Source organism: Kitasatospora sp. NPDC096140 (assembly GCF_040303045.1).
GTDB lineage: Bacteria > Actinomycetota > Actinomycetes > Streptomycetales > Streptomycetaceae > Kitasatospora.
The window spans coordinates 42,453-69,156 of the sequence record NZ_JBEOUW010000033.1 but is presented as its reverse complement, the minus strand read 5'-3'; the positions used below and the strand labels follow the sequence as shown (position 1 = coordinate 69,156).

The following is a 26,704-nucleotide window of genomic DNA, read 5'->3' as shown; positions in this document are numbered from 1 at the left end:
GTCGAAGAGGACCCGTACATGACTTTCGGTCGCCGTCTCCTCGTCCTGTGCACCGCCGCCGCCGTCCTCGCGGCGGCCGGCGTGTGGACCGTCCTGCACGCCAGTGACCAGGCCCGGGGCGCGGGCCGGACGGGCGACGGGCCGCCGGCCCGGGCGGGCGCCGTCGGCCTGGGCCCGCACGGCGACGGGGCCCGGCTGGTGTTCCGCAGCATGACCTGGGGCACCCAGCGCGACCACCTCGCCGCGGTCCCCCTCGACGATCCCCGGGGCACCCGGACGGTGGCGACGCCCGCTTGCCTGCGGTTCCACGCCGCCGCCGGTACCGGGATCTGCCTCCAGGCCGTCCACGGCGTCCTGGCGGACACCTACCGCGCAGTCGTCCTCGACGCCGACCTGCACGAGCGCCGCCACTACGACCTCGCCGGCATCCCCACCCGGTCGCGAGTGTCCCCCTCGGGCAACCTCGTCGCCTGGACGGTCTTCGTCGGCGGCGACTCCTACGCCGGCACCGACTTCTCCACCCGGACCTCCATCCTGGACACCCGCACCTGGACCCTCCAGGAGGACCTGGAGACCTACGCCGTCACCCTGGACGGAAAGCCCTACCGGGCCGCCGACACCAACATCTGGGGCGTCACCTTCGCCGACGACGAGCACTTCTACGCCACCCTCGCCACGGGCGGACGGACCCACCTGGTCGCCGGGGACGCCGTCCGGCACACCCTCACCACACTGCACGACAACGTCGAGTGCCCGTCCCTGTCGCCGGACGGCACCCGCATCGCCTACAAGAAACGCGTCCCCGGCCTGAGCGAGGACGCGCCCTGGCGGCTCTACGTCCTCGACCTGACGACCATGGCCGAGACCGCGACCGCCGAGGACCGCTCCCTCGACGACCAGGCCCTGTGGCTCGACGACCGCACACTCACCTACTCCCTCCCCAGCGACGACGGCAGCGACCTGTGGACCGTCCCCGCCGACGGCACCGGCACCCCGACCGTGCTCGCCCCCGCGGCCCTCGCCCCCGCCGTCGTGCGGTGACGAACCGACCGGAGCTGCCGCCGCCCGATGCGCGCCGTCCGTGCCCCGCGTGGCGGCGCGACGGGTCCCGGTCCCTACTGCCCGGTAGACATGCCGTCATCACGCGTGCGCAGACGGTAGTCTGGCGCCCCGGCGAAGCGAGGGCGGACCATCTCCGGCACCCAAGGGGATTGGTGCGCACCGGACTTCAGCCATGACCCGAGGAGATGACACACACGTGACCGGTCACCACTCACATGCCGGCGAGGGCTTCGACGCCCCGGCGCCGGAGAGCGCGTACGCCGCTGCGCTGGGGCCGGCGGCCGAGGACGCGGCGGTGACCCGGCTGCGGACCGCGCTCCGGCACGACGGCGAGTACCCGCGGGCCTCCCTGGAGCGGGAGTTCCGGCTGCGCCGGGCCGCTCTGGCCGACCGCCTGGCCCTGCGCAGCGGGGACGAGAGCGACGCCACCGAGGCCGCGCGCACCGCGTACGAGCTGCTCGCCTTCGACCTGGCCGACGGGCGGTTCGTCCTGGGCCCGGCCGGGCCCGCCCTGTCCACGTGGGAGGCATCGGCCCGGCCGTACGTGCGCCAGGAGTACGAGCGGTGGGCGGAGCTGACCGACGGAGGCCGCGACGCCACCCTGAGGGGACCGGCCGACAGCTGACCCCCGGCCCGCCGTCCGGCGGCGTCCGCTCGGTGGCCCGCCCCGGCCTGCCGGGTCGGCCTGCCTCGGTCCGCCACGCGGCGGCTGCGCCCCGCCCCCTGTCTCGGCTCCGTTCGGCCCCGGCGGCCCGCCCGGGCTCGGGCCCGGACGCTCCGGGTCAGTGGGCGGGGCGGATCCGGAGGGCGTTGATGCCCCAGTGGATCGACGGGGGAGCAGCCCGACTTCAACTGGGACCACCCCGAGGTGCGGGAGGAGTTCGAGTCGGTGCTGCGGTTCTGGTTCGACCGCGGCGCCGACGGCTTCCGGGTCGACTCGGCAGCCCTGCTGATCAAGGACCCGGCGCTGCCGGTGGACGACCCCGAGGAGCACGCCTACACCGACCGAGAGGAGGTGCACCAGGTCTACCGCTCCTGGCGCCGGGTGGCCGACTCCTACTCCGGCGGCCGGGTGCTGATCGGCGAGGTCTGGCTGCCCGACGCCGAACGGCTCGCCCGCTACCTGCGCCCCGGCGAACTGCACACCATCTTCAACTTCCCGTACCTGGAGTGCGCCTGGGACGCCAAGGCGCTGCGCACCGTGATCGACGACACGCTGCGGCTGCACCGGGCCGTGCACGCGCCGGCCACCCGGGTGCTCTCCAACCACGACGTGGACCGGGTGGTGACCCGCTACGGCCGCGAGGACACCTCCTTCGCCATCTACGCGCGTCGCCACGGCCGCCCGGGCGACCTGCCGCCCGGTCGACCTGCCGCCCGGTCGACCTGCCGCTCGGCACCCGCCGGGCCCGCGCGGCCGCGCTGCTCACCCAGGCGCTGCCCGGCTCGGTCTACCTCTACCAGGGTGAGGAACTGGGCCTGTGGGAGGTCGAGGAGATCCCCGACGAGCTGCGCCAGGACCCGATGCGGGAGCGCAAGGGCCGCAACCCGGCCGACCCCGGCCGGGCGGACCGCTCGGCCCGGCCGGCGAGCTCCCCGAGGACACCGCCCTCTGGTTGCAGGTCTGACGCCCCCCGGAACTCGTCCGGTCGATCACGTGCGGAGCCGGATGAGGAGGGCGGCCGCGGTGACCGTGCCGAGGCAGGCGCAGCCGCGATTGTCGCACCTGGTGGCGACCGCTCGGGCGTGCGGCGGTGGGTCGGCTACCGACCGTAATCGTCGGAGGCGGCCCGGAGGCCGCCGGCCGGGGAGCGGAGGTCGCGTGCTCAATCAGGGTGCTGACACTTGGGGCACAGCACGTGGCGGCCCTCGGGTGTGATCACGGTGCCCCAGCTGAGGCATTCTTCGCAGCCGCGGGCCCGGTCGATGTTTGCGCGGACGGTAGGAGCATGGGGGTGGGCTCCATGGGTCATGGGTGATTTTCCTCTGTAGAGCACGATCACTTGCGACCAGTTTGCCATGGTTCGTATAGATATGTGGCATGGGCCGTCGGCGCCGGCCGACGCGGGCACGGCGTCCGGTCCGGGCACGAAGGCCGAGCAGTGCCTGGAAGCCGTCCCGTACCGGGGGCCGCGCAGGTGACCCTGTCCGATGGGCGGGGGAGCTGTGGAAGCCCGGCCCTCCGGTCTGCCGGAGGGCCGGGCGGATGTCGGTTCGCTCTTCCGGGATTCCGAAGGAGCGGGTGAGGTAGTCGATGATCTCGGGAGCCTGGGGGAGGAGCTCGGGCCGCTGCGTGGCGAGGGCGCTGCGGGTGGCGGCCAGGGCGGCGCTGCTGGTGGCGGCGCCCCGTGCGGCGGAACGGGCGCGAGCACCCGGCTGACGTAGGTGACCCGGTGCAGTACGCGCCAGCACGGGGCTTCGCCGAGTTCTTCGCCCATCCCCTCTCTCGTTCGGATGGGGTCTGGCCGCCGCGTAGCCGAGGTCAGGACCGTACCGGCTGCCGGACCCGGCGGTGAACGACTTCTCCCGCCGGACGTCGTGACGCGCGGGTGGGCCCGGGACGCCCAGCGGCGCGGGCCCACACAATGGAGCGGTCAGATCCAGGTGTAGTTCTGGTCGGTGACCGGCTCCAGCTCGAACGTCGGCAGCGGCGCGTGCGGCGAGGGCAGCTGGGCGAGGACCTTGCCGATCGGCGGGAACAGCGGCAGGTCGCCGACCTTGCGGTAGTCGATCCACTCGATGGTGCCGACCTCGTGGCTACCGTCGGGCAGCTCGTCGAACTCCTGGGTTGCCAGGGTGGCGCGGACCTCCGGGGTGACGTGGGTGCGGTAGATCAGGTGGATCTTCCGGGGCGGCGCGGTCGGCCCGGGCCGGGTGACCCGGGCATCCGCCATCGCGACCAGCTCCAGGTCGCCGGCCTGGTCCGGCGCGAGCCCGAGCTCCTCCTGCAGTTCCCGGACGGCGGCGGCGCGGAAGTCCTCGCCGGCGGCGACGTTTCCGCCGATGGTGGTGTAGTGCGTCGAGTCGGTGCGGTCCCGACGCAGCAGCGCGACGTCGTCGCCGCAGAAGACCAGGCCGGTCACCCGGACCTTGATCCTGCTGAACGGCTTCTCGGTCGTCGCTTCGGTGGTGCTCATGGGTGTGGATCTCCTCGGTGGACGTGGCCGGACCGGATGTAGCCCGGCGGTGCCTCCCGGCACAACGGCCGGGAGGAGAACGGGGTTTGGTGTCGCTTCCTAGAGTGCCCCGGGGAAGCCGTGGAGGGTGCGGGCTTCGCTCTGCGGGACGTGCTCGATCCCGACGCCGGTCAGGGGGATGCGCCGCAGACGGCAGCCGGTGGCGCGCATGACCGGGGAGAGGTGGCAGGGGTCCATCTCCTCGACCATCAAGGCCGGGTGAGCGGTGCTGGTGTTCTTGCCCCCGGTGACGGCCGGCGGCAGGTACCCGTCGGGAGAAGGGCATCGGGGTGATCCGCCAGATCGGCCCGCGGTCACTGGACACGCTCGCGTGCCCGAAGCCGCGCTCCTCGCGGCCGCCCCCATGGGTGGGGTCAAGGGCGAAGAGCCAGTAGGTTCGTGTGGTCGGGGCGGGGCGAGCCGTAGGGGGTGTGCATGAGTGACAGCCAGGTCACGATCAAGCTCACGAGTGACGAGGCGCTGGTGCTGTCGCACTGGCTGGAGAAGTTGCAGATGACGGATCTCAGCCGCGTTGTCGACGATCCGGCGCTGTGGGCACCGATCCATCGAATCGCCGGAACGCTGGACAAAGCGCTTCCTGGGCTGTTCGCATCTGACTATCACGAGCGGCTTGAAGCCGCTCGTCAGCGGCTTCGGCCGGAGGACTGATCGAGCGGCCGGAACTCTTCACGGCACCTCAACGCAACGCCCGTCCCGGGACAGGGCGCGGGCGGGTGCCCGGACGTTGTGCGGGGCTGGGGTCCCTGCCCTGGCGGGTCCGCCGTTGCCCGCTGCCAGGTGACCTGTGGGTCTCCATGTTTCCGGTACACCCTCGGCTTGTACGCTTGTTCGCCTGGAAGGTCTGCGGTTTTTTGGAGGGAGGCCCCGGTGCGCGTCCGCCGGTGGATATGTGTGGTCGCGGGAGCCGTCGCGCTGAGCAGCCCGACGGTCGCCTATGCCCGCGGTGGGGGTGGCGGTCACGGGTTCGGCGGTGGCGGCGGTGGCGGGGGCAGCCACGGCGGTGGCGGTGGCGGTGGCGGCTTCCACGGGTCCGGTGGCGGCTCCGGAGTCGGTTTCGGGACCGGCTTCGTCGCCGGTAGCGGCGGGCTCGTCGCCGTGCTGGTGATCGTGGCCGTGGTCCTGCTGATCCTGTGGCTCAGGTCCCGGCGCCGCAAGGCGGCGTTTGCGGGCGGCCTGAACACGGTCTCGGACCGTACGGCGCACCGTGCGGACGAGCAGGCGCGCGAGCGCTCCGCCCAGGTCTCGGCCCGGGTCGATGCCATCGCCGACGCCGATGCGACCTTCGACCGCGCGGCGCTGGAGCAGCGCGCGGTGTGGCTGTACGTGACGGCCCAGCGGGCGTGGACCGGACACGACCACGCGACGCTGCAGCGGATCCTGTCCCCGGTGCTGTACGGCAAGTGGTCCGAGGAACTGCGCGACTACGAGTCGCGTGGCGAGGTCAACGTCGTGGAGATCGTCGACGGTCCGGTCGTCGAGCTGGTCGACGTCGCCAACCGGGCGGGCGAGGTGAACGACACCGTCACCTTCCGGATCACCGCGACGCTGCGCGACTACGTACGCCGTGGCGACGGCCGGCAGGCCGTGCGCAAGGACGGCTCGACGCGCCCGGTCGAGTACTGGACGCTGCGCAAGAGTGCGGTCGGCGAGTGGATCGTGTCCTCGATCGAGCAGGCCGCCGAGGGAGCGCACCACCTGAGCAACGCCATCGAGACCGACGGCTGGGACCAGAAGGAGGTGGCCCGGGACGCGGTGCTTGAGGTCGCACAGAAGAGCACGGTCACCGGGGCGAGCGACATCCTCTCCCTCACCAACATCTCGTGGAGCACGGACGCCGACCGTGCCGCCGGCGATCTGAGTGTCCTCGACGGCCGGTTCGACAGGGCGGTTCTGGAGGTCGCCGTCGAGCGGTTCCTTGAGGAATGGGTCATGAACGACGGCAGCCTCGACTTCACCGCCGTCCGCACGGCCCGCCGGACCGTCCTGCGCGAGGCCACCGTCACGTCGGTCACCGTGCGCTCGCTGGTCTCACGCGAGCCGGTCGTCTTCCGTGTCGCGGTCGACGCGCAGGGCGTCTACTACGAAGTCGACCGCCGCACCGAAGAGGTACTGCGCGGTGACGCTCACAAGCGCAGGCCGATCGCCTTCACCTTCGACCTGCGGCTGGACGACACCTCGGCCAAGGCCTGGACCGTGATCGACGCCGACACGCAGTAGCCACACCCCACCGCCGCCACCCCCGCCGTCGCCCGCTGGTTCAGCACCCTTCCCTGGCCGTGCCGACGGTCTCGGTCCGGTACGCGCGCAGGCCCCGGCTCTCGTAGTTGCGCAGCGCGTTGGGGTGGTCCTCGGTGTCGGTGTGCAGCCAGACCCGCCGCACGGCCCCGGCGTCGAGCGGCTCGGTGGCCCACGCCTGGCGCAGCGCGAGCGTCAGCGCGTAGCCGCCGAGCCCGCGCCCGACGTACTCCGGGACGAGCCCGAACGTGGTGATCTCCACCTCGCCGCCCGGATGCGGCTCCAGGTTGGCGACCCCGGCGGGCTCTCCCCCGTACGTCAGCAGCCAGTACCGGCGCCGGGGATGCTCGGCGAGGTGCGCCGCCCAGTCGGCAGCGGTACGGGCGGTACTGCGCCAGCCGTGCGGCGCCCCGACCCGCGCCTGCACGGCCTGCACCCCCGGGGACGCCCCGTCGGCCGCGACGAGGCCCAGCGCATCCACGGCCGGCGACGGCCGCAGCTGGCCCGGGTCGGTCATTTCCAGGTACGTGACGGTCTTCTCCATGCAGGTGACACTACGGTCCCACCCCGACACCCCCACCACCGGGCCGCAGCCCGAAGCGCCCCGCCCCCACGCTGCCGGGCTCCGGAGCCTGCCCCGCCAACCCCCGCCGCCCGCAGGCGCGTTGCGGCTCCCCGACCGCGGCCGGTGCCATGAGCGACGATTGGCCACGGCCACTGCCGGACGACCAGGAGAGACCACCCGATGGACGAGGACGCCGGCCTGCGCCGTTTCGGCCTCCGCCCCGACCGCACGCACCTCGGCGAGATCCGCGCACTGCTCGGCGAGCACACGGCACGCGAGAAGCACGCCCAGGGCGAGGGCGACACCGAGCTCATGAAGCTCTGCTGCGTCCAACTGTTCAACAGCGGCGACCCCGACGACGCCCTCCTCATCTGGAGCGCGAAGCAAGCCGGCTTCGACGCAGCCTGCTCGATCGACGTCGAACTCCTCCTCGGCCACGGACTGGAGGCGACGAAGACCCACCTGTCGACCCACCCCTCACCATCCGCAGCGGAAGCGCTGGCCCGACTCCGCGAGCTCGAATCCCTGGGCGCATTCGAGGGCTTCTCGGTGGAGGAGCTCTCTTCCGGGTACGACCGGTACTACGAGGAGGAATGAGTCCTGCGGCCGGTTCCATTGACCGTTGACCGTGATCAGCTCGATGGCTGCCAGGAAGCACGGGCCGGTGGCCCGGGGCGCCCGCCGCGCTCAGTACTGGCGGGACTGCTTCCACTGGACGTACCCGTTCAGGTTCGTGGCGACGAGGTAGGCCCGGAAGGCGTCCATGATGAGCCGCGGTCCGTACGCCGAGGCGAAGCCGATGGCCTCGCGGGTCCAGCCGCCGTGGCCGCCGGTGTCCTGGACGTCCTCCAGGTACAGGACGCCCGACCCGCGCTCCCGGACGGCGACCTGGCCCCAGCCGGCCGGCGCCATGGCGATGGCCGCCGACTTCTTCCGCCGCGGACCCGCGCCGGGGCGCAGCAGCACCCCCGGTGTCCCGTACCGCCCCGGTGGCGTCCCTCGCCGGACCAGCGCCGTACGCGTCGCTCGGGGCTGGAGTGGTTGGCTAGGCTCGCGCCATGGAGGAGAACGAGGCCCTGGAGCCGCTGCGCCGGGTGTTGCTGGAGCGCGATCTGGGTGGTTGTCCGGGGACGGTTTCCGCGGCGGTGGAGGCCGCCCGGACGGCGTTGGCCGGTGGGGTGGACACCTTGAGCCTGTGGGAGCTCGGTGTGCTGTCCGAGTCGGACGCTTCGGAGGCGCGTCGGCTGCTGTTCGAACTGGAGCAGGAACTCTGGCCGTTGCTGCGGCTGCCCACCACCGTTGAGGGTCGTGACCGGGCGTTGGCCCGGTACTGTCTGCGGGACCTGCTGGACGGCCGACTCGACCCGTTGGCAGCGGCCGAGCGGATCGGCTATGAGCTGTGCCCCGCGGACGACCCCGGCTCGCCACTGCGGCCGGTCCGCGGATGGCTGTACCGCGCGGAGGACCAACAGGAGCACTGCGGCGGGCTGACGAAGGAGCTGGTGGCCGAACTGCACCACCTGGCCGCCCAGTTGCTGGCCGGTCCACTGTCCTGACGGCCGGGTCCCGAGAGTGTTTCCCGACCCCGACCCCGACCCCGGCGCCGGGAAACCGAGATCACCTGTCGATCGGTCGAGAAGAAGGTCGCTTCACCGGATCGACGATCGGGTGAAGCGGCGGGCGCGGCGTCAGGTCAGCCGGAGGTCCTCGCGGGGGAGGGCGCGTGCCCACGCGGCTTCGAATGCCGAGGCGAGCCGGTGGGCATTCGAAGGCCGTCTGACGCGTATTCACCACGGATCGGAGTCGGGGTTGCCCTAGGGTGGCGTCATGGACGAGCGCGAGAAGTGCGTCGAGTACGCGGTGCCGGTCCTGCCGAGCCGGGACCTGGGGGAGACCTCGGAGTTCTACTCCCGCCTGGGCTTCGAGGAGCGTGGGCGCTGGGACGGGGAGGACGGCTACCTGATCGTCGTCCGGGGCACGCTCGAACTGCACTTCCGCCACGATCCCGACGTGGACCCGCTGGCCACGGCCGGCAGCTGCTACCTGCAGGTCCGTGACGCGGACGCCCTCCACCGCGACTGGGCACGGCTCGGCGTGCCCACCGACCGGGCCACCGGCAGTCGGCTGACGTCGCCCGTCGACACCGCCTACCGGATGCGGGAGTTCGCGCTGGTCGACCGCAGCGGCAACCTGCTGCGCATCGGCAGCCCGGGCAGGCAGCGCTGAGGCCAACGGCATCGCGACCATCTGATTCTCGGCTACCCGTACGCCCGGTGGATGCGAGGACGCCGTGGTCGTGTGGTCATGGCGGGGGCGCGGCGGTGTTCGGGGGAGTGGGGTCGGCCGCCGTTCGGGGCAGGGTGGCTTTGAGGCGGAGGGCGCTGAGCAGCCCCAGGGTCAGGGCGCCGGCGGCGGTGTAGGCGGCCAGGGAGGTCGCGGACGTGAAGGATTCCTGCGCGCGTTGGCCGGCGGTGCGGGTCGCGCTCCGGTCGAGGAGAGGCCGGATGCCGGTGCCGCCGCTGCGCTGGACGGCGGTGGCGATGGCGTGGGCCCGGGCAGGCGGGAGGCCCTCTGTGCGCAGGGCGTGGGTGAGGTCGGAGGAGAGGGTGGTGAAGAGCACGGTGCCGAGCAGGGCGATGCCGAGCGCGGAGCCGATCTGGCGGGTGGTGCTCTGGATCCCCGATCCCTGGCCGGACTGGGTGACGGGGACGTCGGTGAGGACGATCCCGGTGATCTGGGCGGTGGCCCAGCCGACGCCGATGCCGTAGACGAGGAGGAAGGGGGTGACCTGCCAGCCGTTGCCGTGCGGGGAGAGCACGAGGCCGATGCCGGCGACACCCACCAGCTCGCAGGCAATGCCGGCGATGACGAGGTTCAGGGTGCCGATGCGGGGGGCGAGGACGGCGCTCAGGCCGCTGGCGGCGAAGCTGCCGACGGCGAGTGGCAGGAGGGCCAGGCCGGCGTCGAACGCCGAGTAGCCGAGGACGTTCTGGAACCACAGGGGCAGCGAGAAGAGGATGCCGAATTCGCCGAGGCTGACGATGCCGGCCACGATGTTGCCGTTGCGGAACGAGGGGATGGAGAAGAGCCGCAGGTCCAGGAGCGCGGTCCTGCCGTGGCGGTTGCGGTGCCGTTCCACCACGACGAAGGCCACCAGGCAGGCCAGCCCGCCCGCCAGGGCGACGGGGACGGGCGAGAGGTGCCGGCCGAGCAGCGGGAAGGGCTTGAGCGGGGCCCACCAGCCGTAGGTGCGGCCCTCGATCAGGGCGAACACGATGCCGGTGAACCCGAGGACCGACAGGGCGGCCCCGGCGAGGTCGACGCCGCGTTCGGCTCGTTCGCTGCGGCTCTCGGCGACGAACACGAGCACACCGGCGGCGACGAGGGCCCCCAGCGGCAGGTTGATGGCGAAGGCCCAGCGCCACGACAGGTGGGTGGTCAGGTAACCGCCGAGCAGGGGTCCGAGGGCGGCGGTGCCGCCGATGGTGGACCCCCAGACGGCGAAGGCCTGCGCGCGTTCCCGCCCCCGGAAGCCGGCGTTGATCAGCGCCAGCGATGTCGGGAGCATCATCGCGCCGCCCGCGCCCTGGACGAGGCGGGCGCCGATCAGGGCGGGGCCGCCGGTGGCCGTCGCGGCGGCGAGGCTGGCGGCGGTGAAGACGGCGGTTCCGGTCAGGAAGACCCGGCGGCGCCCGAGGCGGTCGCCGGTGCGCCCGGCCAGGAGCAGGAGGGCGGCGAAGACGAGGGTGTAGGTCTCCTGCACCCACTGGGCGTCGCTGGAGGTGATGTGCAGGTCGTCGACGATGCTGGGGATGGCGACGTTGACGATCGTGGAGTCGACGATGATGAGGGCCACTCCGAGGCTGATCGCCACGAGACCCCACCAGCGGCGCGGACCGGCGGCCGTGGCGCCGGCCGGGTCGGATGTGTTCGCTCGGGCGGTGCTGCTCATCGTCACTCCTCACTGGCGGGTCGGTGGTCCGACGGGAGGGAGGTGGTGCGGGTGACGGTGTCCGCGGCCCGCACCCGCCGGGCGGGGCCGCGTGCCCGGCGGGCGGCTGCGGGGTCAGCGCCGCAGTGAGCCGGTCGAGCATGTCGGTGTCGGCGACGGCGTCCAGGATCGCCAGCAGCACATCGAGCAGAGGACCGTTGCCCGCCGCCACCGCCCGGCAGATCAGATCCACCAGGTCGGCTGAGCCCGGCCGGCGGGAGCGGGCGACACTCACGGAATGCCTGCCGCGCGGTTCACCGGGCCGGGGCCGCCCGGCGCGCGGCCGACCCGCACGCACCGGGCACGGCGCCGTGGGTCACCGCTGTGCCAGCACCCGGGGAAGCCGCTCGGCGACCGCGTCCGCGAGACGCTCGAACTCGGCCCGCAGGAACGGCGCCGCGAGGCGAGCCAGGCCGTGAAAGCGCAGCGACGCGCGGTAGACCACCAGCGCGCGGCCCTCCGAGGCGCGGACCGTGATGTCGTCCGTGGCCGTGACGGTACGGTTGCGTCCGACGAACACCAGCCGGTCGGGCCGGTACTCCTCCAGGCGGTAGTCCAGGTCGGTCTGCCGCCCTCGAAACCGCGAGGTGTTGCGCCAGCGCGCCCCCGCCACGAGCGGACCGGGGTCCAGGCGCACGCAGGCCACGGTGCCCGGATCCCACTCCACCGTGTTGCCGAAGTCCGCCAGGTACCCCACCACCTCCCCGGCAGGGCGCCCGACCACCATGCCGCGTTCCACGCTGATCATCAGCTCGCCTTTCCGTCGTGGCCCGCGGCCTCTGCGGGCCGCCGCCCTCCTGTTCGATGCGGACGCCTCCGCGGATGGCTGCCGTGGCCGAGCACCCGGGACACCGGCGGCCCCGGCATGCCGTCTTCCGGCGGTGCGCAGGCCGTGCGCCCGCGCCCGGGCCGTCACGGGCCTCGGACGTTCTCACGGGCCTTGGACGTTCGGGCCTTGGACGTTCGGGTCTTGGACGTTCTCACGGGTCCTGGGACGTTCTCACCGGGGGGCGTCCACAGGTCCGGGTCGTGCCGCCGCCGGGCCGCGGCCAGGTGCGGGCCCTCCCGCCAGGACCGGGGCAGGCGCAGGGCAGCCTGTCGGAGCAGCCTGGCCTGCGCCGTCACCAGGGGCTCCGTGGCCGGGCAGACGGGCAGGCCGTACATGCGGCGCGCCCACGGCGGCAGCAGGCCCACCGCGCAGCCGACCAGCGCCGCCCAGGCCGGACGAAGCGGGCCGGCGAGACGGGCCCAACCGTGCAGGGGCGGCAGCACGGCGAACCGCATCGCCTCCCGAGCGGCCGGCGTCACCCGCAGCAGCGGGCGCACCGCCACCATGTAGGCGTCCAGCTCCCTCACGCCGGTCGGAACCGGGAAGTCCTGTGGAACGCCGACGAGGTGAGCCACCCGCGCCTGCTCGGCGAGATAGCGGTCCGCTTCGGCCTCGCCGAGGGCCAGCCCGCTGCGCCGCGCCACGGTCAGGAACGAGCCGACCTCCGCGCAGTGGACCCAGGTCAGCAGCTCCGGGTCGTCGGCCCGGTAGGACCGGCCGGTTTCCGGATCGGTCCCGCGCACGTGTTCGTGGATCAGCCGAACCCGCTGGACGGCTTCGCGGACTTCCCCGCCGTTGCCGTAGGTCACCGCGCCGACGAAGTGCGCCGTCCGGTAGAGCCGGCCCCACGGGTCCTCGCGGAACGCCGAGTGCTGCGCCACCGCGGCCATGGCGAGGGGGTGCAGTGCCTGCAGGAGCAGGGCCCGTAGGCCGCCCAGGATCATGGACGGGTCGGCGTGCACGGTCCAGGACACCGAGTCGGGTGTGAACAGTCCCGCTTCGGGGACCACCGTCGGGCCGGACGGCTTGCCGTTCATCGCGGGCCCCGCGGTGCCGTGCGCGTCCCGGACCCTTGCCGCGGACCGGACACGGGGTGACGGAAGAGGACGTGGCGCCAGTACCGGGACAGCAGCGGAATGCCGACCGGCCGGGCCGGGTCCACCGTCACCGGTTCGATGATCATCGGCATCCCTCCTTCCGGCGTCGCCGCATCCGATCATGCGCTCCTGCCGCCGGGCCGGGAACTCGCAGCGTTGCTGCACCGAGACCGGTGGAACCGCCCCGGCCCGGCTCCCCGCCCGTCCGGCGAGCTGCCTAGGCTGGCCCGATGAGCGACGGGGTGTGGGAGATGTTCCTGGCGGGGGCGGAGCCGGGGGCCGAGTTGCGCAGGCGGTGGCGGTCCGGGCTCGGGGGCCGGCCGGACGCGCCGGCAGAGGTGCTTCTCGCCCTGCTGGAGGGCGACGAGCTGCACTTCCTGTACCGGAGCGGGCTGCCCGCGCCGGTGCTGGACGCGGCGGTCGTGCACCCGTCCAAGAAGGTGTGGGGGCGGGTGGCCGAGTCCGGGGCTCTGTCACCCGGGCAGTGGGAGCGGCTGCTGGACGCGCTCGCCGGGCGCGGGGCGAGCGGAGCGCTGGTCGCGCTCGTGCGCGAGCTGCGGGACGACTTCGTTGCGCGCGGAGAGCGCACCGGGGTCGGGGTGGAGCGTCCGCCCGGTCCGGACGCGGTGCCGCCCCGAACGCCCGCGGAGATCGCCGTGCTGGCCGACGCCGTCCCCGAGATCCCCGCCGAGGACCGGACGTACGCGCTCTGGTGGGTCGGCGCGCTGTTCCACGACCCGTACGCGATGCGGCAGTTGGCCGCCCACCCGAACCGGTGGGTCCGCCGCAGCGTGGCCCGCGCGCCCCGGCTGCCCGCCGAGGTCGCCGCCCGGCTCGGGCAGGACGAGGACCGGGTGGTGCGACTGTTCCTCACCGAGTCCTGCGCGGACGCCCCCGCCGAGACCCTGCTGGACGTGTGGAGCTGGTGGTCCGGAAGCTTCACCTTCCCCGGCCGGCCCCGCAACCACCCCAACTTCCCGCGCGAGGGCCTGCGCCGCCACGCGGACGATCCCCGCCCCCGGGTGCGGCTGCTCGCCTTGGACGACCCGGCCGCGCCGCCCGCGCTGGCCGTCCGCCTCGCCGCCGACCCCGACCGGGAGGTCCGCACCCGCGCCGCCGAGGACCTGCGCCTGCCGTCGGCCTCGGCCCTCGCCCTGCTCGACGACCCAGACCCGACGGTCCGTCGGGTCGCCGCCCGCCACCCGGCGCTGCCCGCTGCGACCCTGGCCGCCCTGCTCCGTGACCCCGCCACGGCCGAGGACGCCGCCCGCAACCCCGCCGTCCCGATGCCGGTGGCCCTGTGGATGGCCGCCTGCTGAGGGGCCGGCCACCCCGGCGCCACGATCCGTCGCGCCGGCCACCCCGGCGCCACGATCCGTCGCGAGACCGGGACGTGTACCGACCGCCGGGTGAAGCCCGCGTGGCGGCGGTGATCGCCTTCCCGGGCGGGGGCGTTGACAGGGTGTGGGCTTAGCCTGGCGCTGTGATGAGTCGAAATAGAACCTCCCGTACCGGCGCAGCCGTCCTCGTGGCCGCCGGTCTCGTGTTCCTCACCGGCTGCGGTGGCGGCGGCGGTGGTGGCGGCGGTGCCAGTGCCAGTAGCAGTAGCAGTAGTGACAGCAAGGCGAGGCAAGTCGGCTGGTACCGCACGGTCGGCGACCTCTGCGCGGTGATGGGCGATCCGGGCCTCCCGGGACAGCTGAGGCGCTCCATACCGGTGACGAGCGAGGGGATCGAGAGCGACCCGTCCACGACGCTCAGCTGCAGCTACGACGCCGGTCCGGCAACGGAGGACTGGCGGGTGACCGTCGATGCGGTGGTCTTCGAGGCGGCCCACGCCTGCCACTGGCTGGAGGTCGATGCGGACATCGCCAAGTCCCCGCTCGACGGCCCCAAACCGACCGAGACGCGGAAGTTCGAGATGACCGACGGCGGTGGGCTCGGCCAGGAGGGCTACCAGTCGGCGGTCCGGCACCCGCTCACCGACACCATCCCCGGGCCGGTCGACCAACTGACCTTCAAGTCGGCCTTCTGCGACGGCAATCTGAGCCTGACGGTCGACATCGACTACGGCGCGGGCTCGGGGATGTCCGCGGACTACCCGGGCGCGCTCGACAAGGCGGAGGCGGCGTCGCGGAAGAAGGCCGCCGAACTCCTCAAGGGGGCGCGGGAGAAGCTGTACGAGCGTGCGATGAGCCCACAGCCGACGGCTTCGTGACAGGCGGGCGCCCCGGCCCGGAGCGCCACCACGCGGGAGCGGGCGGCGCTCGGCCAGGACGTCACCGCCCAGGGTGTGACCCGGGGCGCTCGGGTCGTTCGGCACCGTCACCGGCCGGTGGTGCGACCGTGCGGCGCCGTCGCGGTCGCGGGTTCTCGCGTCGCCGGGCCGTGGTTCAGCCCAGCGTGCAGGCGAGCTGTGCCTTGACCGCGTTCCGGAGGTCCTCCTGGGCGCGGCAATGGCCGCTGTAGACGTCCTGCCACTGGGGGCTGATGAGGTGGACGTTCACGATCTCGGTCACGATGTTGACGTTCCCCTGGGCCACGATGGTGTTGTGCGCCACCGCCACCTGTCCCGTCGGGGCCGTCTGGGCGCCGATGACGCCGCCCTCACCGTAGACCAAGTTGGTGATCTTGGTGTAGACGGTCACCTCCTTGCCCTGGATGGTGTTGCCGACGATGGCAACCGGCCAGTCCTTGTAGTTGCGCTGCCAGTTGTTGTGGGTCTTCTGGTTCAGGGCGGTCACGGCGCCGTACCCCAGCTTGACGATCCAGCGGTGCGGGAGCACCGGGCGCCCGGCCGGGTGGTCGCGGGGCTGGGCGGGGTCGCCCAGCTCCACCTCGCTGTACAGGGCCTGGGTTCCGAGGTCCAGGCGCTCCGCAGCCGGGCCCGCCTGGGGCGCCGCGTCGGCCGGCGCGGCGACGCCGCCGGTGACGGCAAGGGCCGCGACCCCGGCGACCACGGCTGCCTTCCAGGTCCCGCCGGGCCGATGACTGATTGCCATTCCGCTACTCCTACGTTCTCATCGCTCAACGGATGCGCGGCACGCCGGACGCATCCGCCGCCGGGCACCGCCCGGCGCACACCACGGTCGCCGACTCCCTCCCCGCACCGCATCAGTCATTTGACTGCCGGTCACACTGGGGCCCCCGGACAGGCGCATCGTGGCCGGGGAGTCAGCCACCGCAGCGTGCTGTGGTCGCCGGCGGAGGCGGGGTGCGGGCGGGGGCAGGCGGGGACGGCGCGCGCCGTTCCGGGCGGACGGTCGGCACGGTACGGCACCGGGAGTTCCTCCTCGACGGCGGTGCCGAGGTCACCGCCGTGCAAACGCGGTTGTCACCACCGGTACCAGCGGCGTCGGCCACCGGCATCGTCGACGGTGCGGACCACGAAGCCGAGGAGCCACACCGCCAGGACGAACAGAGCCACCCACCACAACACCTTCAGCGCGAACCCCAGGCCGAAGAGCACGACGGCGAGCAGCAGTACGAGCAGAAGAGCACCCATGGATCGGTCATCTCCTTCGTCTGTTGTCCGTTGAGGACGTACATGCTGGTGACCCGATCGGCGGGATGTATGCCTCCGAAGCGGCCTGCGAATCCGGACAAGGGCCGGAACCCGCCCACCCATCGGCTGCTCCGGGGCGAGGATCCGGCGCCCGAAGGGCCACCCGCTTCGCCCTGGAGGACGCCGGGAGTACCGGTCGAGGGGGGAGTGTCGGTGCAGGCCGCGACTCGGTGCGATTTCTTGTTGGCGGACGCGGCGGCGGGGTAAAGATCCCCCAGGCCCTGTGACAGATCGCGTGGGCTGAGGAGCGGAGGAACCGTGGCAGACAGCCGTTTCAGTGAGACCATCGCCCAGCTGGAGGCGGAGCTTCCCGGCATCGAGGCCCGGCGGCGGCGCCTGGAGGACGAGCTGACCGCCGCTGTGGCGCGCGAGAACGCCGTACGCGGTGCCATCCAGAGCTTGCAGGCCCTGGCGGGACTGTCGGCCTCGCAGGACATCACGCCGGTGGGCAGTATTCGGGCGGAGACGGACGCCATCGCCGGGGAGCAGCCGCAGCAGATGGCGGCTGAAGCCGGGGCGGCGTCGGACCGGGCCCGGGAGCAGGCCGAGAAGACCGCCACGGGCACGGACAACACGGTCACGAAGACGGCGAGGAAGGCCACCGCGAAGAAGGCGGCGCCCGCGAAGAAGGCCACCGCGAAGAAGGCGGCGCCCGCGAAGAAGGCCAGCGCGAAGAAAGCCGCGGCGAAGAAGACCACCGGCGGCGCGCGACAGCGCACCACGGCGAAGAAGACGGCCGCGCCCCGGAGCACCAAGCCGGTGCGGACCGGCTCGGAGCCGGCCCCCGAGATGAGCGAAACGGCTGCTTCCGTGCCGGGCCGGCGAACGACCGGTGCCACGTCCGAGACCGTGTTGGCCGTGCTGGCCGACGCCCAGGGGCCGCTGCGCGCCCGGGAGGTGACCGCCCGGCTGGGAATCGAGGAGTCGGCGGACAACGTGAAGGCGGTGCGCACCATGCTGGAGCGCCTGGCCAAGGCCGGCCGGGCGCAGCGCCCGGGCCGTGGCCTGTACGCGCAACTGGAGGGCTGACCCGCGGGCCCAGTCCTGCCGACGGTCGGTTCGCGAGTCTGAGATGCCGGGAGCCGTCTGTGAGCGGGCCGGTGTGGCAGACCGCGACGAGGTACGGCGGGCAGTCGTACGGATGGACGAGTCCGATGCTGTGGCGGACACCGGGGGCCCAGCCGTTCCCCAGCGTTGCCGGGTGATCGTGGGGAGCGGAAAATGGGCATGGGAAGTGTGCCTCGGGAAGGATCTTCCGATGACTTGGCGAATCGAGGGGACGTATTTCGAGAACTGCAATTGCAACATGGTGTGCCCTTGCTCCACCTCCGGATTGACGGCTCCGGCGGACTACGACCGTTGCCATGTGCTCCTGGCCTTCCATATCGGTTCCGGTCAGGTCGATGACGTCGACGTGAGCGGCCTGACGGTCGCCGTAGTGGCCGACACCCCGCAGCTCATGAGCGAGGGCAACTGGCGCATGGGCATGTTCATGGACGAGACGGCCTCGCCGGAGCAGGCCGAGGCGCTCGGGGCGGTCTTCTCCGGTCAGCGGGGTGGCCCGATGGAGGGGCTCAGCCCGCTGGTCGGCGAGATGCTCGGGATGGAGGTCGTCCGGATCGACTACGTCGATGACGGCCGGCGTCACCGGGTGAGGATCGGCGACGCGGTCGACATGGAAGTCGAGGACTTCGTCTCACCTCTGGACGCGACCGGCAAGGGCATCAGGGTCAGCGGGGTGGGCTTCCCGGCGGACACCCTCGCGGCCGGGGTCGCTACCAGGTCGCGGGTGAACGCCTTCGGTCTCGTGTTCGAAAACGAAGGGAAGAACGCCTTCTCGGCGCCGTTCTCCTGGGCGGCCTGAACGTCGCCACCGCTTGCTCGACGGGCCCTCGCCCCGGCGAGTCGGCCTGGATGGCCGCTCTGGCCGGCACCGTGTTCCTGGAGAAGACCCGGCGCCATGGCAAGGCGCTCATGGGGCAACCAGCAGCCCTGGCCAGGCCGTTCTCAGTCCGAGTTCGGGACTGCCGGTGAACAGGCCGGACTGCGTGACGTCGAGTGCGCGAAGGTGCGACGGTAGGCGGTGGGGGTGGTGTCCAGTGTGCGCCGGAAGTGCAGCCGCAGGTTGGCTGCCGTGCCCAGTCCGCAGTCCCGCGCCACCTGCTCCACCGAGCGGTCCGTGGTTTCCAGCAGTTCCCGCGCCCTGCCGAGCCGGGCGTTGAGCATCCACTGCAAAGGGGTCGTGCCCGTCTCGTCGGTGAAGCGGCGCATGAAGGTGCGCTGCGAGAGGCCCGCGTGCCGGGCGAGCACGCGCAGCGTGAGCGGCTCGCCGAGCCGCTGCAGGGCCCATCCGCGGGTACCGGACAGCGATGCCTCACCGGCCACCGCGACGGGAGCCGGCACGTACTGGGCCTGCCCGCCGTCCCGGTGTGGGGCGGCGACCAGACCGCGGGCGATCTGGTTGGCCACCTCCGCACCCAGGTCGCGGCGCACGATGTGCAGGCACAGGTCGATGCCGCAGCACACCCCGGCGGAGGTGAGCACGTCGCCCTCGTCGACGTAGAGCACGTCGCGGTCGACCGTGACGGCCGGGAAGCTCTGTTCGAACTCGTCGATGTGCTTCCAGTGGGTCGTGGCGTGCAGTCCGTCCAGGACGCCCGCCGCGGCCAGCGCGAAGGCGCCCGTGCAGATCGACACCACACGCTTGCCCCGCTCGCGGGCTCCGGACAGTGCGTCGAGCACGGCGTCCGGCAACGGGAGGACCGGGTCGAATCCCGGCACGATCACGGTGTCGGCGGCGCGCACCTGCTCCAGCCCCCCGTCGGCGACCAGGGCGAAACCCGCGCTGGTGACCACCTTCGCCTCCAGCGCGCACAGGTCCATCACGTAGGCGGTTTCCGGCCGGGTGGTGAAGATCTGCGCCGGGATCGCCAGGTCGAGTGGGGTGACCCCGTCCAGCGCCAGGACCGCGACTCGATGCACTGTCATGGCAAGATCCTAGCGAAGATGGGAAATTTTGCCTCTCACCAGGTCAGGGCGGTCGCGGCCAAGCTGAAGACATGACCGCACCTACCCACGAGGCGACCGACGACCTGATCACGCTGCCCGGCACACCGCTTGCCGACGCCGTCATGAACCTCATCCGACCGGTGGAAACGCCGTCCGTCTTCAACCACAGCATCCGCAGCTACCTGTTCGCCCGGCTGGTCGCCGGCCGCCTCGGTCTGGCCGTCGGCCACGACTACCAGGACGACCTGTTGTTCGCCGCGTGCGCGATGCACGACCTCGGCGTGGCGTCGGACGGCCCGCACAGCCAGCGGTTCGAGGTGGAAGGCGCCGACCGGGCCGCCGCGTTCCTCGTCGACCGCGGCGTACCCGCGACCGATGCCGACCAGGTCTGGCAGGCCATCGCCCTCCACACCTCCCCGGGTATCGCGGAACGCCGCGGCACTCTGTGCGTGCTCGTCCGCGAAGGCGTCGCACTCGACTTCGGCGGCCCGCTGGGCGCCGACCACGTCGACGCCGTCACCGACGAGCAGGCCGACGCCGTGCACGCCGCCTATCCACGGCTGGACATGATCCGCTCGCTCACCGACGCGATCGTCGCGCAGGCCGCGAAGAACCCGAAGAACGCACCCCGGTACACCAGCCCCGGCGAATTCCTCCGGGAACGCGAGACCTTCGGCCGGACCCGGCTGGAGCACGCCTGCCGTTCGTCCCGCTGGGGCAACTGATCCCAGGACTCCACGACCCACGACCCCGTCAACCACGAGCAAGGAAGCAGTGCACATGACCGTCCACACCGTCGCGGTTCCCGAGGGCAACCCGGTCTTCGGGCAAACCACCAGCGCCTTCGCGAGCTTCGGCTATTCCGCCGCGGTCCGCGCGCACGGCCTGCTGTTCATCGCCGGAACGATCGGTCGCCGAGTCGACGGAACCATCCCGGACACCATCGAAGAGCAGACCGAGATCGCCGTCCGGAAGATCGAGGAGATCCTTCGACTGGAGAACCTCGACACGTCCGCCCTCGTCGACGTCACCAGCTACCACGTCGACATCCGCCGGCACCTGCCCGGCTTCGTCGAGGCCAAACAGCGCCTCGTCAAGGCGCCCTACCCGACCTGGACGATCATCGGGGTCAGCGGCCTCGCCAGCCCGGGGCTCCTCGTCGAGATCCGCGCGACCGCCGCGTATCCCGACGCGTCCCGGTAGACCGCCGCTCCTGGGCCCGCCTCCGGGCCCCGGAGCCCGTCACGACAGAGGTTTCCCCTCGATCCGGCGGCACACGGCTGCTGTCGGCCGGATCTGCGCGCTCAGCCGCGGAGCCGCACCGGCAGGCGCGTCAGCCCCCGCAGCATGGTGCTCGGCCGCCACAGGAGGTCGGCCGGGTCGGCGTCGAGGGCGAGACCGGGGTGTCGCTCGATCAGGGTGCGGAGCGCGATGGCGGCTTCGACGCGGGCGAGCGGGGCGCCGAGGCAGTGGTGGATCCCGTGGCCGAACGCGAGGTGCCCGGCGGTTTTGCGGTGGAGGTCGAACCGGTCCGGGTCGGGGAAGTGGCGCGGGTCGCGCGAGGCCGCCGCCAGGGAGACCAGGACGCTGTCGCCTGCCGGGACGGTGGTGTCGCCGATCCGCACCGGTTCGGTGGCGAAGCGGAACGCGGTGGACTCCACCGGGCCGTCGTGGCGGAGCGTCTCCTCGATGGCGGCGTCGACGAGGCCGGGATCGGCGCGTACGGCGGCGAACTGCTCGGGGTGGGCGAGCAGGGCGAGGGCCGTGCCCGAGATGAGGTTCACGGTGGTCTCGTGGCCTGCGACGAGGAGGAGGAACGCCATCCCGATAAGTTCCTCGGCGGACAGTCCGTCGGCCGGCGCGGAGACGAGCGCACTGAGCAGGTCCCGGTGCGGGTCGCTCCGGCGTTCCTCGATGAGCGCGGTGAGGCGGTCGGTCATGGCTCCGACCGCGGTGCCGGCGGCCTCGGCGGAGGTGGGCGCGACCAGCTCGGTCGACCAGGCGTGGAAGCCGTCGCGGTCTGTCTCCGGTACGCCGAGCAGTTCGCAGATGACGGTCATCGGCAGCGGCAGTGCGTAGGAGGCGACGAGGTCGAGGGAGCCCGCGGCGGCGGGCAGCGCCCCGAGCAGCGTGTCGGCGATCTCCCGGATGCGCGGGCGCAGTGCCCGGATCCGGCCGGCCGTGAACTCCCGGGCGACCAGCCCGCGCAGTCGGGTGTGCCGGGGCGCGTCGCTCTGGAGCATGTTGACGCCGATGGCGTGGCCGCCGTCGTCGGCCCACGAGGAGGAGTGCCGGATGTCGTTGCTGAGCCGGGGATCGGTCAGCGCGGCCCGGGCCTCGTCACGGGCGACGACCAGCCACGCCTCGCCGGACGCCGGGACGAGTACCCGGTGCACCGGCCCCTTCGCGCGGAGCGCCGCGTAGACGGGGTACGGGTCGGTGGTGACGTCGAGGCCCGCGGGGGCCAGGTCCTGGAGCGTCGGAGCAGGCATGTGTGTGCGTCCCCTCTGGAAACGGGGAGGGATCCCCGGATGTGGGTCGACCCTATCAAAACGGGGATCCCTCCCCACTTCTGACGGTGGCCGGATCACCGCCCGTCGCCGGCCCGTCGCCGCGATGATCGACGGGGCCTCCCGGGATGACGGAAGTCGGGGACGGACCCGACAGCAGTCACATGACTGATTCCGTGCGCATGCCGGTCCGTCAGATTTGGAGCCGCGGCCGAACCGGCCGACGGTGCCCGCAGCGCCGCTCGTACTCCGGTGGTGCGCTGTCGGTCGGGCCCTCGGATCTCCGGCAACCCGCCGCCGGTGGTCACCGGGCGTCGCGGACGAGTGAACCTTCCGACTCACACCACAAGGAGGAGCAGGGCTGTGCGTTCCATCACCGGTCCAGTGACGGCACCCATTGCGTCCGGGCGCTTTCCCCTGCTCGGCCACCTGCCGCAACTGGCCGTCAAGCGGGTGGAGTTCCTGCAATCGGTCAGGTCGCAGGGCGACATCGTCAGGATCTTCCTCGGAACTCGACCGGTCTTCGTCCTGAACGCACCGGAGGCCGTCCACGACGTCCTCCTGACCCAGAGCAGGAAGTTCGCCAAAGGCCTGCTGTTCGACGTCGCGCGGCCCTTCATCGGCAACGGCATCATCACGTCCGAGCGGGACTTCCACCGTCGCCAACGGCGCGCGCTCCAACCGGCCTTCCACCGGGACAGCATCGCCGCGTTCGTCGGCACGATGACCGACATCGCCGAGGAGCAGGTGGCTGCCTGGCGCCCGGGCGAGGTGATCGCCATGGATCTGGTGATGCGCCGGATGATGACGGTCATGCTCGTGGCGACCCTGTTCAGCACCGAACGCCCGGACGGTGCCGCGGCCGTCGCCGAACTGGGGGAACAGGTCGCCGAGCATCTGACGACGGTGATGCGCGGGGTCTTCGTGGGCACGGTGCTGCCCGCGCCGATCGCCTCCTCACCGGCGTTGGGGCACCGCAAGTACCTGGCCGCGGCGGCGGCGCTGGGCGAGCTCGCGGACACCGCCGTCCGGCAGGCCCGCCTGGACCCCACCGACCGCGGAGACCTGCTGTCGATCATGTTCGCGGGCACGCCGGGGAATCCGCAGGGGATGACCGACGCGGAGGCCCGCGACGAGCTGCTGTCCCTGCTCATGGCCGGTGCCGAGACCACGTCGACCACCCTGTCCTGGGCGCTCCACGAACTCGGCCGGCGACCGGAGCTCACCCGGCGGATCAGGGCCGAGTGCGACGCGCTGCCCGAGGGCGCCCTGCCCGGCGCCGCGACGCTCCCCTTCACCGACCGGTTCCTGCGGGAGGTGCTCCGGCTGCACCAGCCCAACTGGCTGCTCATGCGGCGCGCTCTGGAGCCGGTGCGGGTCTGCGGAGTCGAGCTCCCACAGGGGGCCGAGCTGGTCTACAGCGCCGTGACGATGCACCGGGACCCGGCGTACTACCCGGACCCGCTGCGGTTCGACCCGGACCGGTGGCTCGGCCGTACCGAGAAGGACCTTCCGCCGGGAGCGTACGTCCCGTTCGCCCTGGGCAACCGGAAGTGCATCGGCGACCACTTCGCGATGACGGAGATGCTGGTCGTCCTCCGCTCGATCGTCTCGCGGTGGCAGCCCCGCCCGGTCGAGGGGCACCGGGTCCGGCCGGTGGTCCAAGCGCTGATCCGGCCCGATGCGCTGCCCATGCGAGTCTCACCCTGGCCGGCCGACCGCACCGGCCCCGTTTCCCCGGAGTGCACCACGCCATGACCTCGACGCCAGAGCCCTCGTCCGTGGATCCGGGGCCACCGGCCCCGGCACCGGCGCCGGATCCCCTCCCCTTCCCGCACCGGATCAGCTCGGACTTCCGGGCGGCCCACGACCGTCACCTCGTCTGGCCGAAGTCCTTCGGCCTCCTGACCTCGGCGGCGGCGGAGGCCCACCACCTCAAGGGCCAGTTCCCGCTGATCGCGGCCATGTTCTATCCGAACGCGACCGGAAGCGAACTGGACATCGGAGTCGACCAGCAGAGCTGGTACTTCCTCTTCGACGACGCACTCGACGAACAGTGGGGCCGGTCGCCCGATCGGGTCCGCCACCTCGTCGGACTCGTCAAGGAGGGCACCACCGGCGAGGTGGCGCCGCTGCCCCTGGCCGGTGCCTTCGCCGACATGCGGCGACGCAGCTGCCGGGACATGCCCGAGGACTGGATCCGGCGATCGGCGGCCCACTGGGCCTCCTACCTCGACCACCACGTCCACGAGGCGCGCAGCCGGCAGACCGGCACGCCCATGTCGCTGAGTGCGTACCTGCGCATCCGGCGGCACACCATCGGCGTGGCACCGGTCATCGACCTCGCCGAGCGCCTGTCCTCGTGCGTCCTGCCGGACCACCTGTACGCGCTGCCGCACCTGTCGGTCATGCGCGAGATGACGAAGACCTTCATCATCTGCGACAACGACATCGTCTCCCTCGGCAAAGACGCGGCACTGGGTGAGCAGAACAACCTGGTGCTCTGCCTGGAACGGGACCACGGGCTCTCCCGGCCGCAAGCGATCGACCAGGCGCTCCGTCACCAGACCGACGCCCTGGAACTGTTCACCGGTGCCCACCGGGCCCTGCTCGGCGACACGGCGACGGGCCACCTCGACCCGGCCGAACGCGACCTGCTCCGGCGCTACTGCACGGATGCACTGCAGACCACCATCCGCGGCGCCCACGACTGGCACCACGCCTCCACCCGGTACCGCGGGTAGCGGGCGGCGCTTCCCGTCTGCCCGGCCCCAGGAGGCCGCCCCCAGTCGACGACGCCTTGCAGTCATTCGGGGCCGGGGTGGACGATGAGACAGTAGAAGTGGACGTGGCCATGACGACGGATTCCCACTCCTTCCAGAGTCCCGACTGCCGAAGCCTGTTTCGCCTCGGCAGACAGGTGTGACGGGGCCGGCGCCGGGTTCGGGCGGCCGCAGCCGGTCCATAGGGAGGCATCATGGCGGTGAGACATCGGCCGACGGATATCGCTGAAGACCCGGGGCGGCTGGACCGGCAGGGCGGACGCAATGTTCTCACCTCGTTCGACCCGAGATCATTCGTCGAGCATGCGGCTTGGCGGCGTCTGTCGGATGTTCTGGAGCGTGGTGGCGGGGGGAACTACGCCATTGCTGGGCCTCGCGGCACGGGAAAGACCTGGATGATGTTCAGGGCGTCGGCATGGGCGAACGACAAGGGCGGCTTGGGGGTCACGTTCCAAGGGCAGGGCGATCATCCCCCCATGGACTTCGTGGCGTCTCTCACGGAGACCCTCGCGACCGCCTTCGAGGAGTGGTACGACGCTCGCTCCGGACGGCCGGTTCGTCTCGTACGTCGGAGGATCGCCATCCTGACAGCATCCGGGTTGCTGCTTCTCTACCTGGCGCTCGTTGCGCTCAACGTAAACGGCTCGTTCTTTTCCGGGATCACATGGCTGGACATAGGATACGACGGAATAGCTCTCGCGCTCTTTCCGGCGGGAACTGCCGCATGGCTCTTGATTATTGCCTTCCGTTATCGAAGAGAGTTCCGGGACGGTGCGGGCCGCGTCCGGTGCCGGGCCGTGGAGATGCGGCGCCAGATGAGATATGTCACCAGTCTCCGGGAGACTTCTGAAATCGGTGCGGAAGCGGGCCGTGCAGGCCTGATCGCCAGATTCAGGCACGCTTCTGAGATGGATCTAGTCGAGCGGCCGTCGACACTGAGCGGACTCGTCCAAAACTTTCGCGGATTTGCCTCGGAAGTCAGTGGCGTCGTCGGAGAACTGGTCATCTGTATCGACGAACTCGACAAAATGAGAAACCCTACAGATGTCGCCGATCTGCTCCGCCATGTCGAAGGGGTTCTGGAGATCCCGCGGGTCTTCGTCATCGTGGCGCTATCGGAGGGCGCCGTATACTCCGGTGCCTACGGCTCCGCCGTACCGTCGGACGGATTCGACAGCGACAACTGCTTTGATCAGGTGTTCTGCCTGGACGTCTTCGTACCGAGTCTGGCGGTCGAGGTGATCCGGGCGAGAGGAGGCCTGAGCAGCCCTGAAGCCGTGCGCACCGCGTGCGTGCTGGCGGGAGGAGCTCCACGGGAATTCGTCCGCAAGGTCGAGGAAATCGATTCCTGTGGCGCCACCACGGTCGCTGAAGTGGCGACCGCGGTCGCCCGGGCGGAGATCGACACCTTCAAGCGGGCACTCTTCGGCACGCACGACGACGGGACGTCGTCACCCCGCCTGGACCAGGACAAGCTCACCGTCCACCTACTCCTTTCCGACTGGGACGGCGCCAGGTCCTCCGGGGCCGGTGCTCTGGCGTGGACCCCGACGTCGGCTCTCCGCTATTGGACGATCGACGGCACGTCACGGCAATGGCGGGAACAGTTCGAAGAACGGTGGCAGGGTCTTCTGGTGAGACTCGCGGTGGCAGGCGTCCTCATGCGCGACACCGAGGGCGCCCTGGTCAAGCGCGACCTGGACTCGCTCCAGTCGATCGTCTGCACCTCCTTCCAGTCGGCCCTGGTCGCCCGTGCGCTGTTCCTGGAGGACTTCCGCGAACGCAACCGCAGAGAATCGGCGGGTAGCGCAGCGTAGCGAGCCCCACATGCCGCGGGGTGAGCGGCGGTCGCACCGCGGTG

General features: G+C 71.9%; 27 protein-coding genes and 1 pseudogene. 17 read left to right on the top strand and 11 right to left on the bottom strand.

Annotated elements, in window-relative coordinates; translation table 11 throughout:
* The first annotated feature begins 18 nt into the window (after nucleotides 1–18).
* The 3 genes and pseudogenes from ABT048_RS29145 to ABT048_RS29135 all read left to right on the top strand — a co-directional run.
* Nucleotides 19–1,041 (top strand): TolB-like translocation protein, encoded by a 1,023-nt coding sequence (locus tag ABT048_RS29145; protein WP_350524519.1) that lies wholly within the window; start codon nucleotides 19–21, stop codon nucleotides 1,039–1,041.
* Nucleotides 1,042–1,258: 217 nt separating this feature from the next.
* Entirely contained in the window at nucleotides 1,259–1,687 is a 429-nt protein-coding gene (locus ABT048_RS29140) for a hypothetical protein (RefSeq protein WP_350524518.1), read from the top strand.
* Between the two features lie 210 nt (nucleotides 1,688–1,897).
* Nucleotides 1,898–2,628: pseudogene (locus tag ABT048_RS29135) on the top strand (alpha-amylase family glycosyl hydrolase); the annotation flags it as partial.
* A gap of 1,028 nt (nucleotides 2,629–3,656) precedes the next feature.
* Here ABT048_RS29135 and ABT048_RS29130 read toward each other — a convergent pair.
* Together ABT048_RS29130 and ABT048_RS29125 are read right to left on the bottom strand one after the other, a co-directional pair.
* Nucleotides 3,657–4,199, bottom strand: coding sequence for an NUDIX hydrolase (locus tag ABT048_RS29130; RefSeq protein WP_350524517.1), 543 nt, complete (start codon nucleotides 4,197–4,199; stop codon nucleotides 3,657–3,659).
* A 99-nt stretch (nucleotides 4,200–4,298) separates the two neighbouring features.
* The gene (locus ABT048_RS29125) at nucleotides 4,299–4,448 is read right to left on the bottom strand and encodes a hypothetical protein (protein WP_350524516.1); all 150 of its coding nucleotides are present in this window, start codon (nucleotides 4,446–4,448) and stop codon (nucleotides 4,299–4,301) included.
* A gap of 225 nt (nucleotides 4,449–4,673) precedes the next feature.
* Between ABT048_RS29125 and ABT048_RS29120 the strand changes: the two genes are divergently transcribed.
* On the top strand, nucleotides 4,674–4,907 hold the full coding sequence (locus ABT048_RS29120; RefSeq protein ID WP_350524515.1) for a hypothetical protein: 234 nt from the start codon (nucleotides 4,674–4,676) through the stop codon (nucleotides 4,905–4,907).
* Between the two features lie 243 nt (nucleotides 4,908–5,150).
* Nucleotides 5,151–6,476, top strand: a complete 1,326-nt coding sequence (locus tag ABT048_RS29115) for a Tim44 domain-containing protein (RefSeq protein ID WP_350524514.1) — start codon at nucleotides 5,151–5,153, stop codon at nucleotides 6,474–6,476.
* A gap of 40 nt (nucleotides 6,477–6,516) precedes the next feature.
* On the opposite strand, the gene ABT048_RS29110 is transcribed toward ABT048_RS29115, so the two are convergent.
* Entirely contained in the window at nucleotides 6,517–7,038 is a 522-nt protein-coding gene (locus ABT048_RS29110; RefSeq protein ID WP_350524513.1) for a GNAT family N-acetyltransferase, read from the bottom strand.
* Nucleotides 7,039–7,239: 201 nt separating this feature from the next.
* On the opposite strand from ABT048_RS29110, the gene ABT048_RS29105 reads away from it, so the two are divergent.
* Nucleotides 7,240–7,656, top strand: a complete 417-nt coding sequence (locus ABT048_RS29105; RefSeq protein ID WP_350524512.1) for a hypothetical protein — start codon at nucleotides 7,240–7,242, stop codon at nucleotides 7,654–7,656.
* Nucleotides 7,657–7,746: 90 nt separating this feature from the next.
* Here ABT048_RS29105 and ABT048_RS29100 read toward each other — a convergent pair whose 3' ends face one another.
* Nucleotides 7,747–8,025 carry a hypothetical protein gene (locus ABT048_RS29100; protein ID WP_350524511.1) on the bottom strand — a complete coding sequence of 93 codons (279 nt, stop codon included), beginning with the start codon at nucleotides 8,023–8,025 and terminating at the stop codon, nucleotides 7,747–7,749.
* Nucleotides 8,026–8,117: 92 nt separating this feature from the next.
* Between ABT048_RS29100 and ABT048_RS29095 the strand changes: the two genes are divergently transcribed.
* Nucleotides 8,118–8,615: a hypothetical protein gene (locus ABT048_RS29095; protein WP_350524510.1), complete on the top strand. Its 498-nt coding sequence runs from the start codon at nucleotides 8,118–8,120 to the stop codon at nucleotides 8,613–8,615.
* Nucleotides 8,616–8,886: 271 nt separating this feature from the next.
* On the top strand, nucleotides 8,887–9,285 hold the full coding sequence (locus ABT048_RS29090) for a bleomycin resistance protein (protein WP_350524509.1): 399 nt from the start codon (nucleotides 8,887–8,889) through the stop codon (nucleotides 9,283–9,285).
* Between the two features lie 76 nt (nucleotides 9,286–9,361).
* On the opposite strand, the gene ABT048_RS29085 is transcribed toward ABT048_RS29090, so the two are convergent.
* From ABT048_RS29085 to ABT048_RS29075, 3 genes are all read right to left on the bottom strand, one after another.
* On the bottom strand, nucleotides 9,362–11,011 hold the full coding sequence (locus ABT048_RS29085) for a DHA2 family efflux MFS transporter permease subunit (protein ID WP_350524508.1): 1,650 nt from the start codon (nucleotides 11,009–11,011) through the stop codon (nucleotides 9,362–9,364).
* A gap of 355 nt (nucleotides 11,012–11,366) precedes the next feature.
* Complete coding sequence (locus ABT048_RS29080) at nucleotides 11,367–11,798, bottom strand: SRPBCC family protein (RefSeq protein WP_350524507.1); 432 nt, start codon at nucleotides 11,796–11,798, stop codon at nucleotides 11,367–11,369.
* 164 nt (nucleotides 11,799–11,962) lie between these two features.
* Nucleotides 11,963–12,916, bottom strand: coding sequence for an oxygenase MpaB family protein (locus ABT048_RS29075; protein ID WP_350524506.1), 954 nt, complete (start codon nucleotides 12,914–12,916; stop codon nucleotides 11,963–11,965).
* Nucleotides 12,917–13,206: 290 nt separating this feature from the next.
* Between ABT048_RS29075 and ABT048_RS29070 the strand changes: the two genes are divergently transcribed.
* On the top strand, nucleotides 13,207–14,295 hold the full coding sequence (locus ABT048_RS29070; protein ID WP_350524505.1) for a HEAT repeat domain-containing protein: 1,089 nt from the start codon (nucleotides 13,207–13,209) through the stop codon (nucleotides 14,293–14,295).
* A 167-nt stretch (nucleotides 14,296–14,462) separates the two neighbouring features.
* Nucleotides 14,463–15,194, top strand: coding sequence for a hypothetical protein (locus ABT048_RS29065; RefSeq protein WP_350524504.1), 732 nt, complete (start codon nucleotides 14,463–14,465; stop codon nucleotides 15,192–15,194).
* A gap of 175 nt (nucleotides 15,195–15,369) precedes the next feature.
* Here the strand turns inward: ABT048_RS29065 and ABT048_RS29060 are convergent, their stop codons facing one another.
* The gene (locus ABT048_RS29060) at nucleotides 15,370–15,978 is read right to left on the bottom strand and encodes a hypothetical protein (RefSeq protein WP_350524503.1); all 609 of its coding nucleotides are present in this window, start codon (nucleotides 15,976–15,978) and stop codon (nucleotides 15,370–15,372) included.
* 332 nt (nucleotides 15,979–16,310) lie between these two features.
* A complete protein-coding gene (locus tag ABT048_RS29055) occupies nucleotides 16,311–16,481 on the bottom strand; it encodes a hydrophobic protein (protein WP_350524502.1) in 171 nt (56 codons plus the stop codon).
* Nucleotides 16,482–16,799: 318 nt separating this feature from the next.
* On the opposite strand from ABT048_RS29055, the gene ABT048_RS29050 reads away from it, so the two are divergent.
* On the top strand, nucleotides 16,800–17,570 hold the full coding sequence (locus tag ABT048_RS29050) for a type IV toxin-antitoxin system AbiEi family antitoxin domain-containing protein (RefSeq protein WP_350524501.1): 771 nt from the start codon (nucleotides 16,800–16,802) through the stop codon (nucleotides 17,568–17,570).
* Between the two features lie 229 nt (nucleotides 17,571–17,799).
* On the top strand, nucleotides 17,800–18,405 hold the full coding sequence (locus ABT048_RS29045) for a DUF1326 domain-containing protein (protein WP_350524500.1): 606 nt from the start codon (nucleotides 17,800–17,802) through the stop codon (nucleotides 18,403–18,405).
* Nucleotides 18,406–18,548: 143 nt separating this feature from the next.
* Here the strand turns inward: ABT048_RS29045 and ABT048_RS29040 are convergent, their stop codons facing one another.
* Nucleotides 18,549–19,529, bottom strand: coding sequence for a GlxA family transcriptional regulator (locus tag ABT048_RS29040; protein WP_350524499.1), 981 nt, complete (start codon nucleotides 19,527–19,529; stop codon nucleotides 18,549–18,551).
* 71 nt (nucleotides 19,530–19,600) lie between these two features.
* Here ABT048_RS29040 and ABT048_RS29035 point away from each other — a divergent pair, with 71 nt between their 5' ends.
* Entirely contained in the window at nucleotides 19,601–20,275 is a 675-nt protein-coding gene (locus ABT048_RS29035) for an HD domain-containing protein (RefSeq protein WP_350524498.1), read from the top strand.
* Nucleotides 20,276–20,330: 55 nt separating this feature from the next.
* The gene (locus ABT048_RS29030; RefSeq protein ID WP_350524497.1) at nucleotides 20,331–20,753 is read left to right on the top strand and encodes a RidA family protein; all 423 of its coding nucleotides are present in this window, start codon (nucleotides 20,331–20,333) and stop codon (nucleotides 20,751–20,753) included.
* A gap of 101 nt (nucleotides 20,754–20,854) precedes the next feature.
* Here ABT048_RS29030 and ABT048_RS29025 read toward each other — a convergent pair whose 3' ends face one another.
* The gene (locus ABT048_RS29025; protein ID WP_350524496.1) at nucleotides 20,855–22,042 is read right to left on the bottom strand and encodes a cytochrome P450 family protein; all 1,188 of its coding nucleotides are present in this window, start codon (nucleotides 22,040–22,042) and stop codon (nucleotides 20,855–20,857) included.
* A 402-nt stretch (nucleotides 22,043–22,444) separates the two neighbouring features.
* Here ABT048_RS29025 and ABT048_RS29020 point away from each other — a divergent pair, with 402 nt between their 5' ends.
* From ABT048_RS29020 to ABT048_RS29010, 3 genes are all read left to right on the top strand, one after another.
* A complete protein-coding gene (locus ABT048_RS29020) occupies nucleotides 22,445–23,818 on the top strand; it encodes a cytochrome P450 (protein ID WP_350524495.1) in 1,374 nt (457 codons plus the stop codon).
* Nucleotides 23,815–24,804, top strand: coding sequence for a terpene synthase family protein (locus tag ABT048_RS29015; protein ID WP_350524494.1), 990 nt, complete (start codon nucleotides 23,815–23,817; stop codon nucleotides 24,802–24,804). The genes ABT048_RS29020 and ABT048_RS29015 overlap by 4 nt, the downstream gene beginning before the upstream one ends.
* 233 nt (nucleotides 24,805–25,037) lie before the next feature.
* On the top strand, nucleotides 25,038–26,660 hold the full coding sequence (locus ABT048_RS29010) for a hypothetical protein (protein WP_350524493.1): 1,623 nt from the start codon (nucleotides 25,038–25,040) through the stop codon (nucleotides 26,658–26,660).
* The last annotated feature ends 44 nt before the right edge of the window (nucleotides 26,661–26,704 follow it).

What these genes read in the sequence shown, in the direction of transcription:
- ABT048_RS29010 (WP_350524493.1), top strand. Translation starts at nt 25,038, where the DNA reads ATGGCGGTGAGACATCGGCCGACGGATATCGCTGAAGACCCGGGGCGG.
- ABT048_RS29080 (WP_350524507.1), bottom strand. Translation starts at nt 11,798, where the DNA reads ATGATCAGCGTGGAACGCGGCATGGTGGTCGGGCGCCCTGCCGGGGAG.
- ABT048_RS29085 (WP_350524508.1), bottom strand. Translation starts at nt 11,011, where the DNA reads ATGAGCAGCACCGCCCGAGCGAACACATCCGACCCGGCCGGCGCCACG.
- ABT048_RS29075 (WP_350524506.1), bottom strand. Translation starts at nt 12,916, where the DNA reads ATGAACGGCAAGCCGTCCGGCCCGACGGTGGTCCCCGAAGCGGGACTG.
- ABT048_RS29065 (WP_350524504.1), top strand. Translation starts at nt 14,463, where the DNA reads ATGAGTCGAAATAGAACCTCCCGTACCGGCGCAGCCGTCCTCGTGGCC.
- ABT048_RS29090 (WP_350524509.1), top strand. Translation starts at nt 8,887, where the DNA reads ATGGACGAGCGCGAGAAGTGCGTCGAGTACGCGGTGCCGGTCCTGCCG.
- ABT048_RS29110 (WP_350524513.1), bottom strand. Translation starts at nt 7,038, where the DNA reads ATGGAGAAGACCGTCACGTACCTGGAAATGACCGACCCGGGCCAGCTG.
- ABT048_RS29130 (WP_350524517.1), bottom strand. Translation starts at nt 4,199, where the DNA reads ATGAGCACCACCGAAGCGACGACCGAGAAGCCGTTCAGCAGGATCAAG.
- ABT048_RS29025 (WP_350524496.1), bottom strand. Translation starts at nt 22,042, where the DNA reads ATGCCTGCTCCGACGCTCCAGGACCTGGCCCCCGCGGGCCTCGACGTC.
- ABT048_RS29125 (WP_350524516.1), bottom strand. Translation starts at nt 4,448, where the DNA reads ATGGTCGAGGAGATGGACCCCTGCCACCTCTCCCCGGTCATGCGCGCC.
- ABT048_RS29040 (WP_350524499.1), bottom strand. Translation starts at nt 19,529, where the DNA reads ATGACAGTGCATCGAGTCGCGGTCCTGGCGCTGGACGGGGTCACCCCA.
- ABT048_RS29105 (WP_350524512.1), top strand. Translation starts at nt 7,240, where the DNA reads ATGGACGAGGACGCCGGCCTGCGCCGTTTCGGCCTCCGCCCCGACCGC.
- ABT048_RS29055 (WP_350524502.1), bottom strand. Translation starts at nt 16,481, where the DNA reads ATGGGTGCTCTTCTGCTCGTACTGCTGCTCGCCGTCGTGCTCTTCGGC.
- ABT048_RS29045 (WP_350524500.1), top strand. Translation starts at nt 17,800, where the DNA reads ATGACTTGGCGAATCGAGGGGACGTATTTCGAGAACTGCAATTGCAAC.
- ABT048_RS29035 (WP_350524498.1), top strand. Translation starts at nt 19,601, where the DNA reads ATGACCGCACCTACCCACGAGGCGACCGACGACCTGATCACGCTGCCC.
- ABT048_RS29060 (WP_350524503.1), bottom strand. Translation starts at nt 15,978, where the DNA reads ATGGCAATCAGTCATCGGCCCGGCGGGACCTGGAAGGCAGCCGTGGTC.
- ABT048_RS29070 (WP_350524505.1), top strand. Translation starts at nt 13,207, where the DNA reads ATGAGCGACGGGGTGTGGGAGATGTTCCTGGCGGGGGCGGAGCCGGGG.
- ABT048_RS29095 (WP_350524510.1), top strand. Translation starts at nt 8,118, where the DNA reads ATGGAGGAGAACGAGGCCCTGGAGCCGCTGCGCCGGGTGTTGCTGGAG.
- ABT048_RS29145 (WP_350524519.1), top strand. Translation starts at nt 19, where the DNA reads ATGACTTTCGGTCGCCGTCTCCTCGTCCTGTGCACCGCCGCCGCCGTC.
- ABT048_RS29030 (WP_350524497.1), top strand. Translation starts at nt 20,331, where the DNA reads ATGACCGTCCACACCGTCGCGGTTCCCGAGGGCAACCCGGTCTTCGGG.
- ABT048_RS29015 (WP_350524494.1), top strand. Translation starts at nt 23,815, where the DNA reads ATGACCTCGACGCCAGAGCCCTCGTCCGTGGATCCGGGGCCACCGGCC.
- ABT048_RS29120 (WP_350524515.1), top strand. Translation starts at nt 4,674, where the DNA reads ATGAGTGACAGCCAGGTCACGATCAAGCTCACGAGTGACGAGGCGCTG.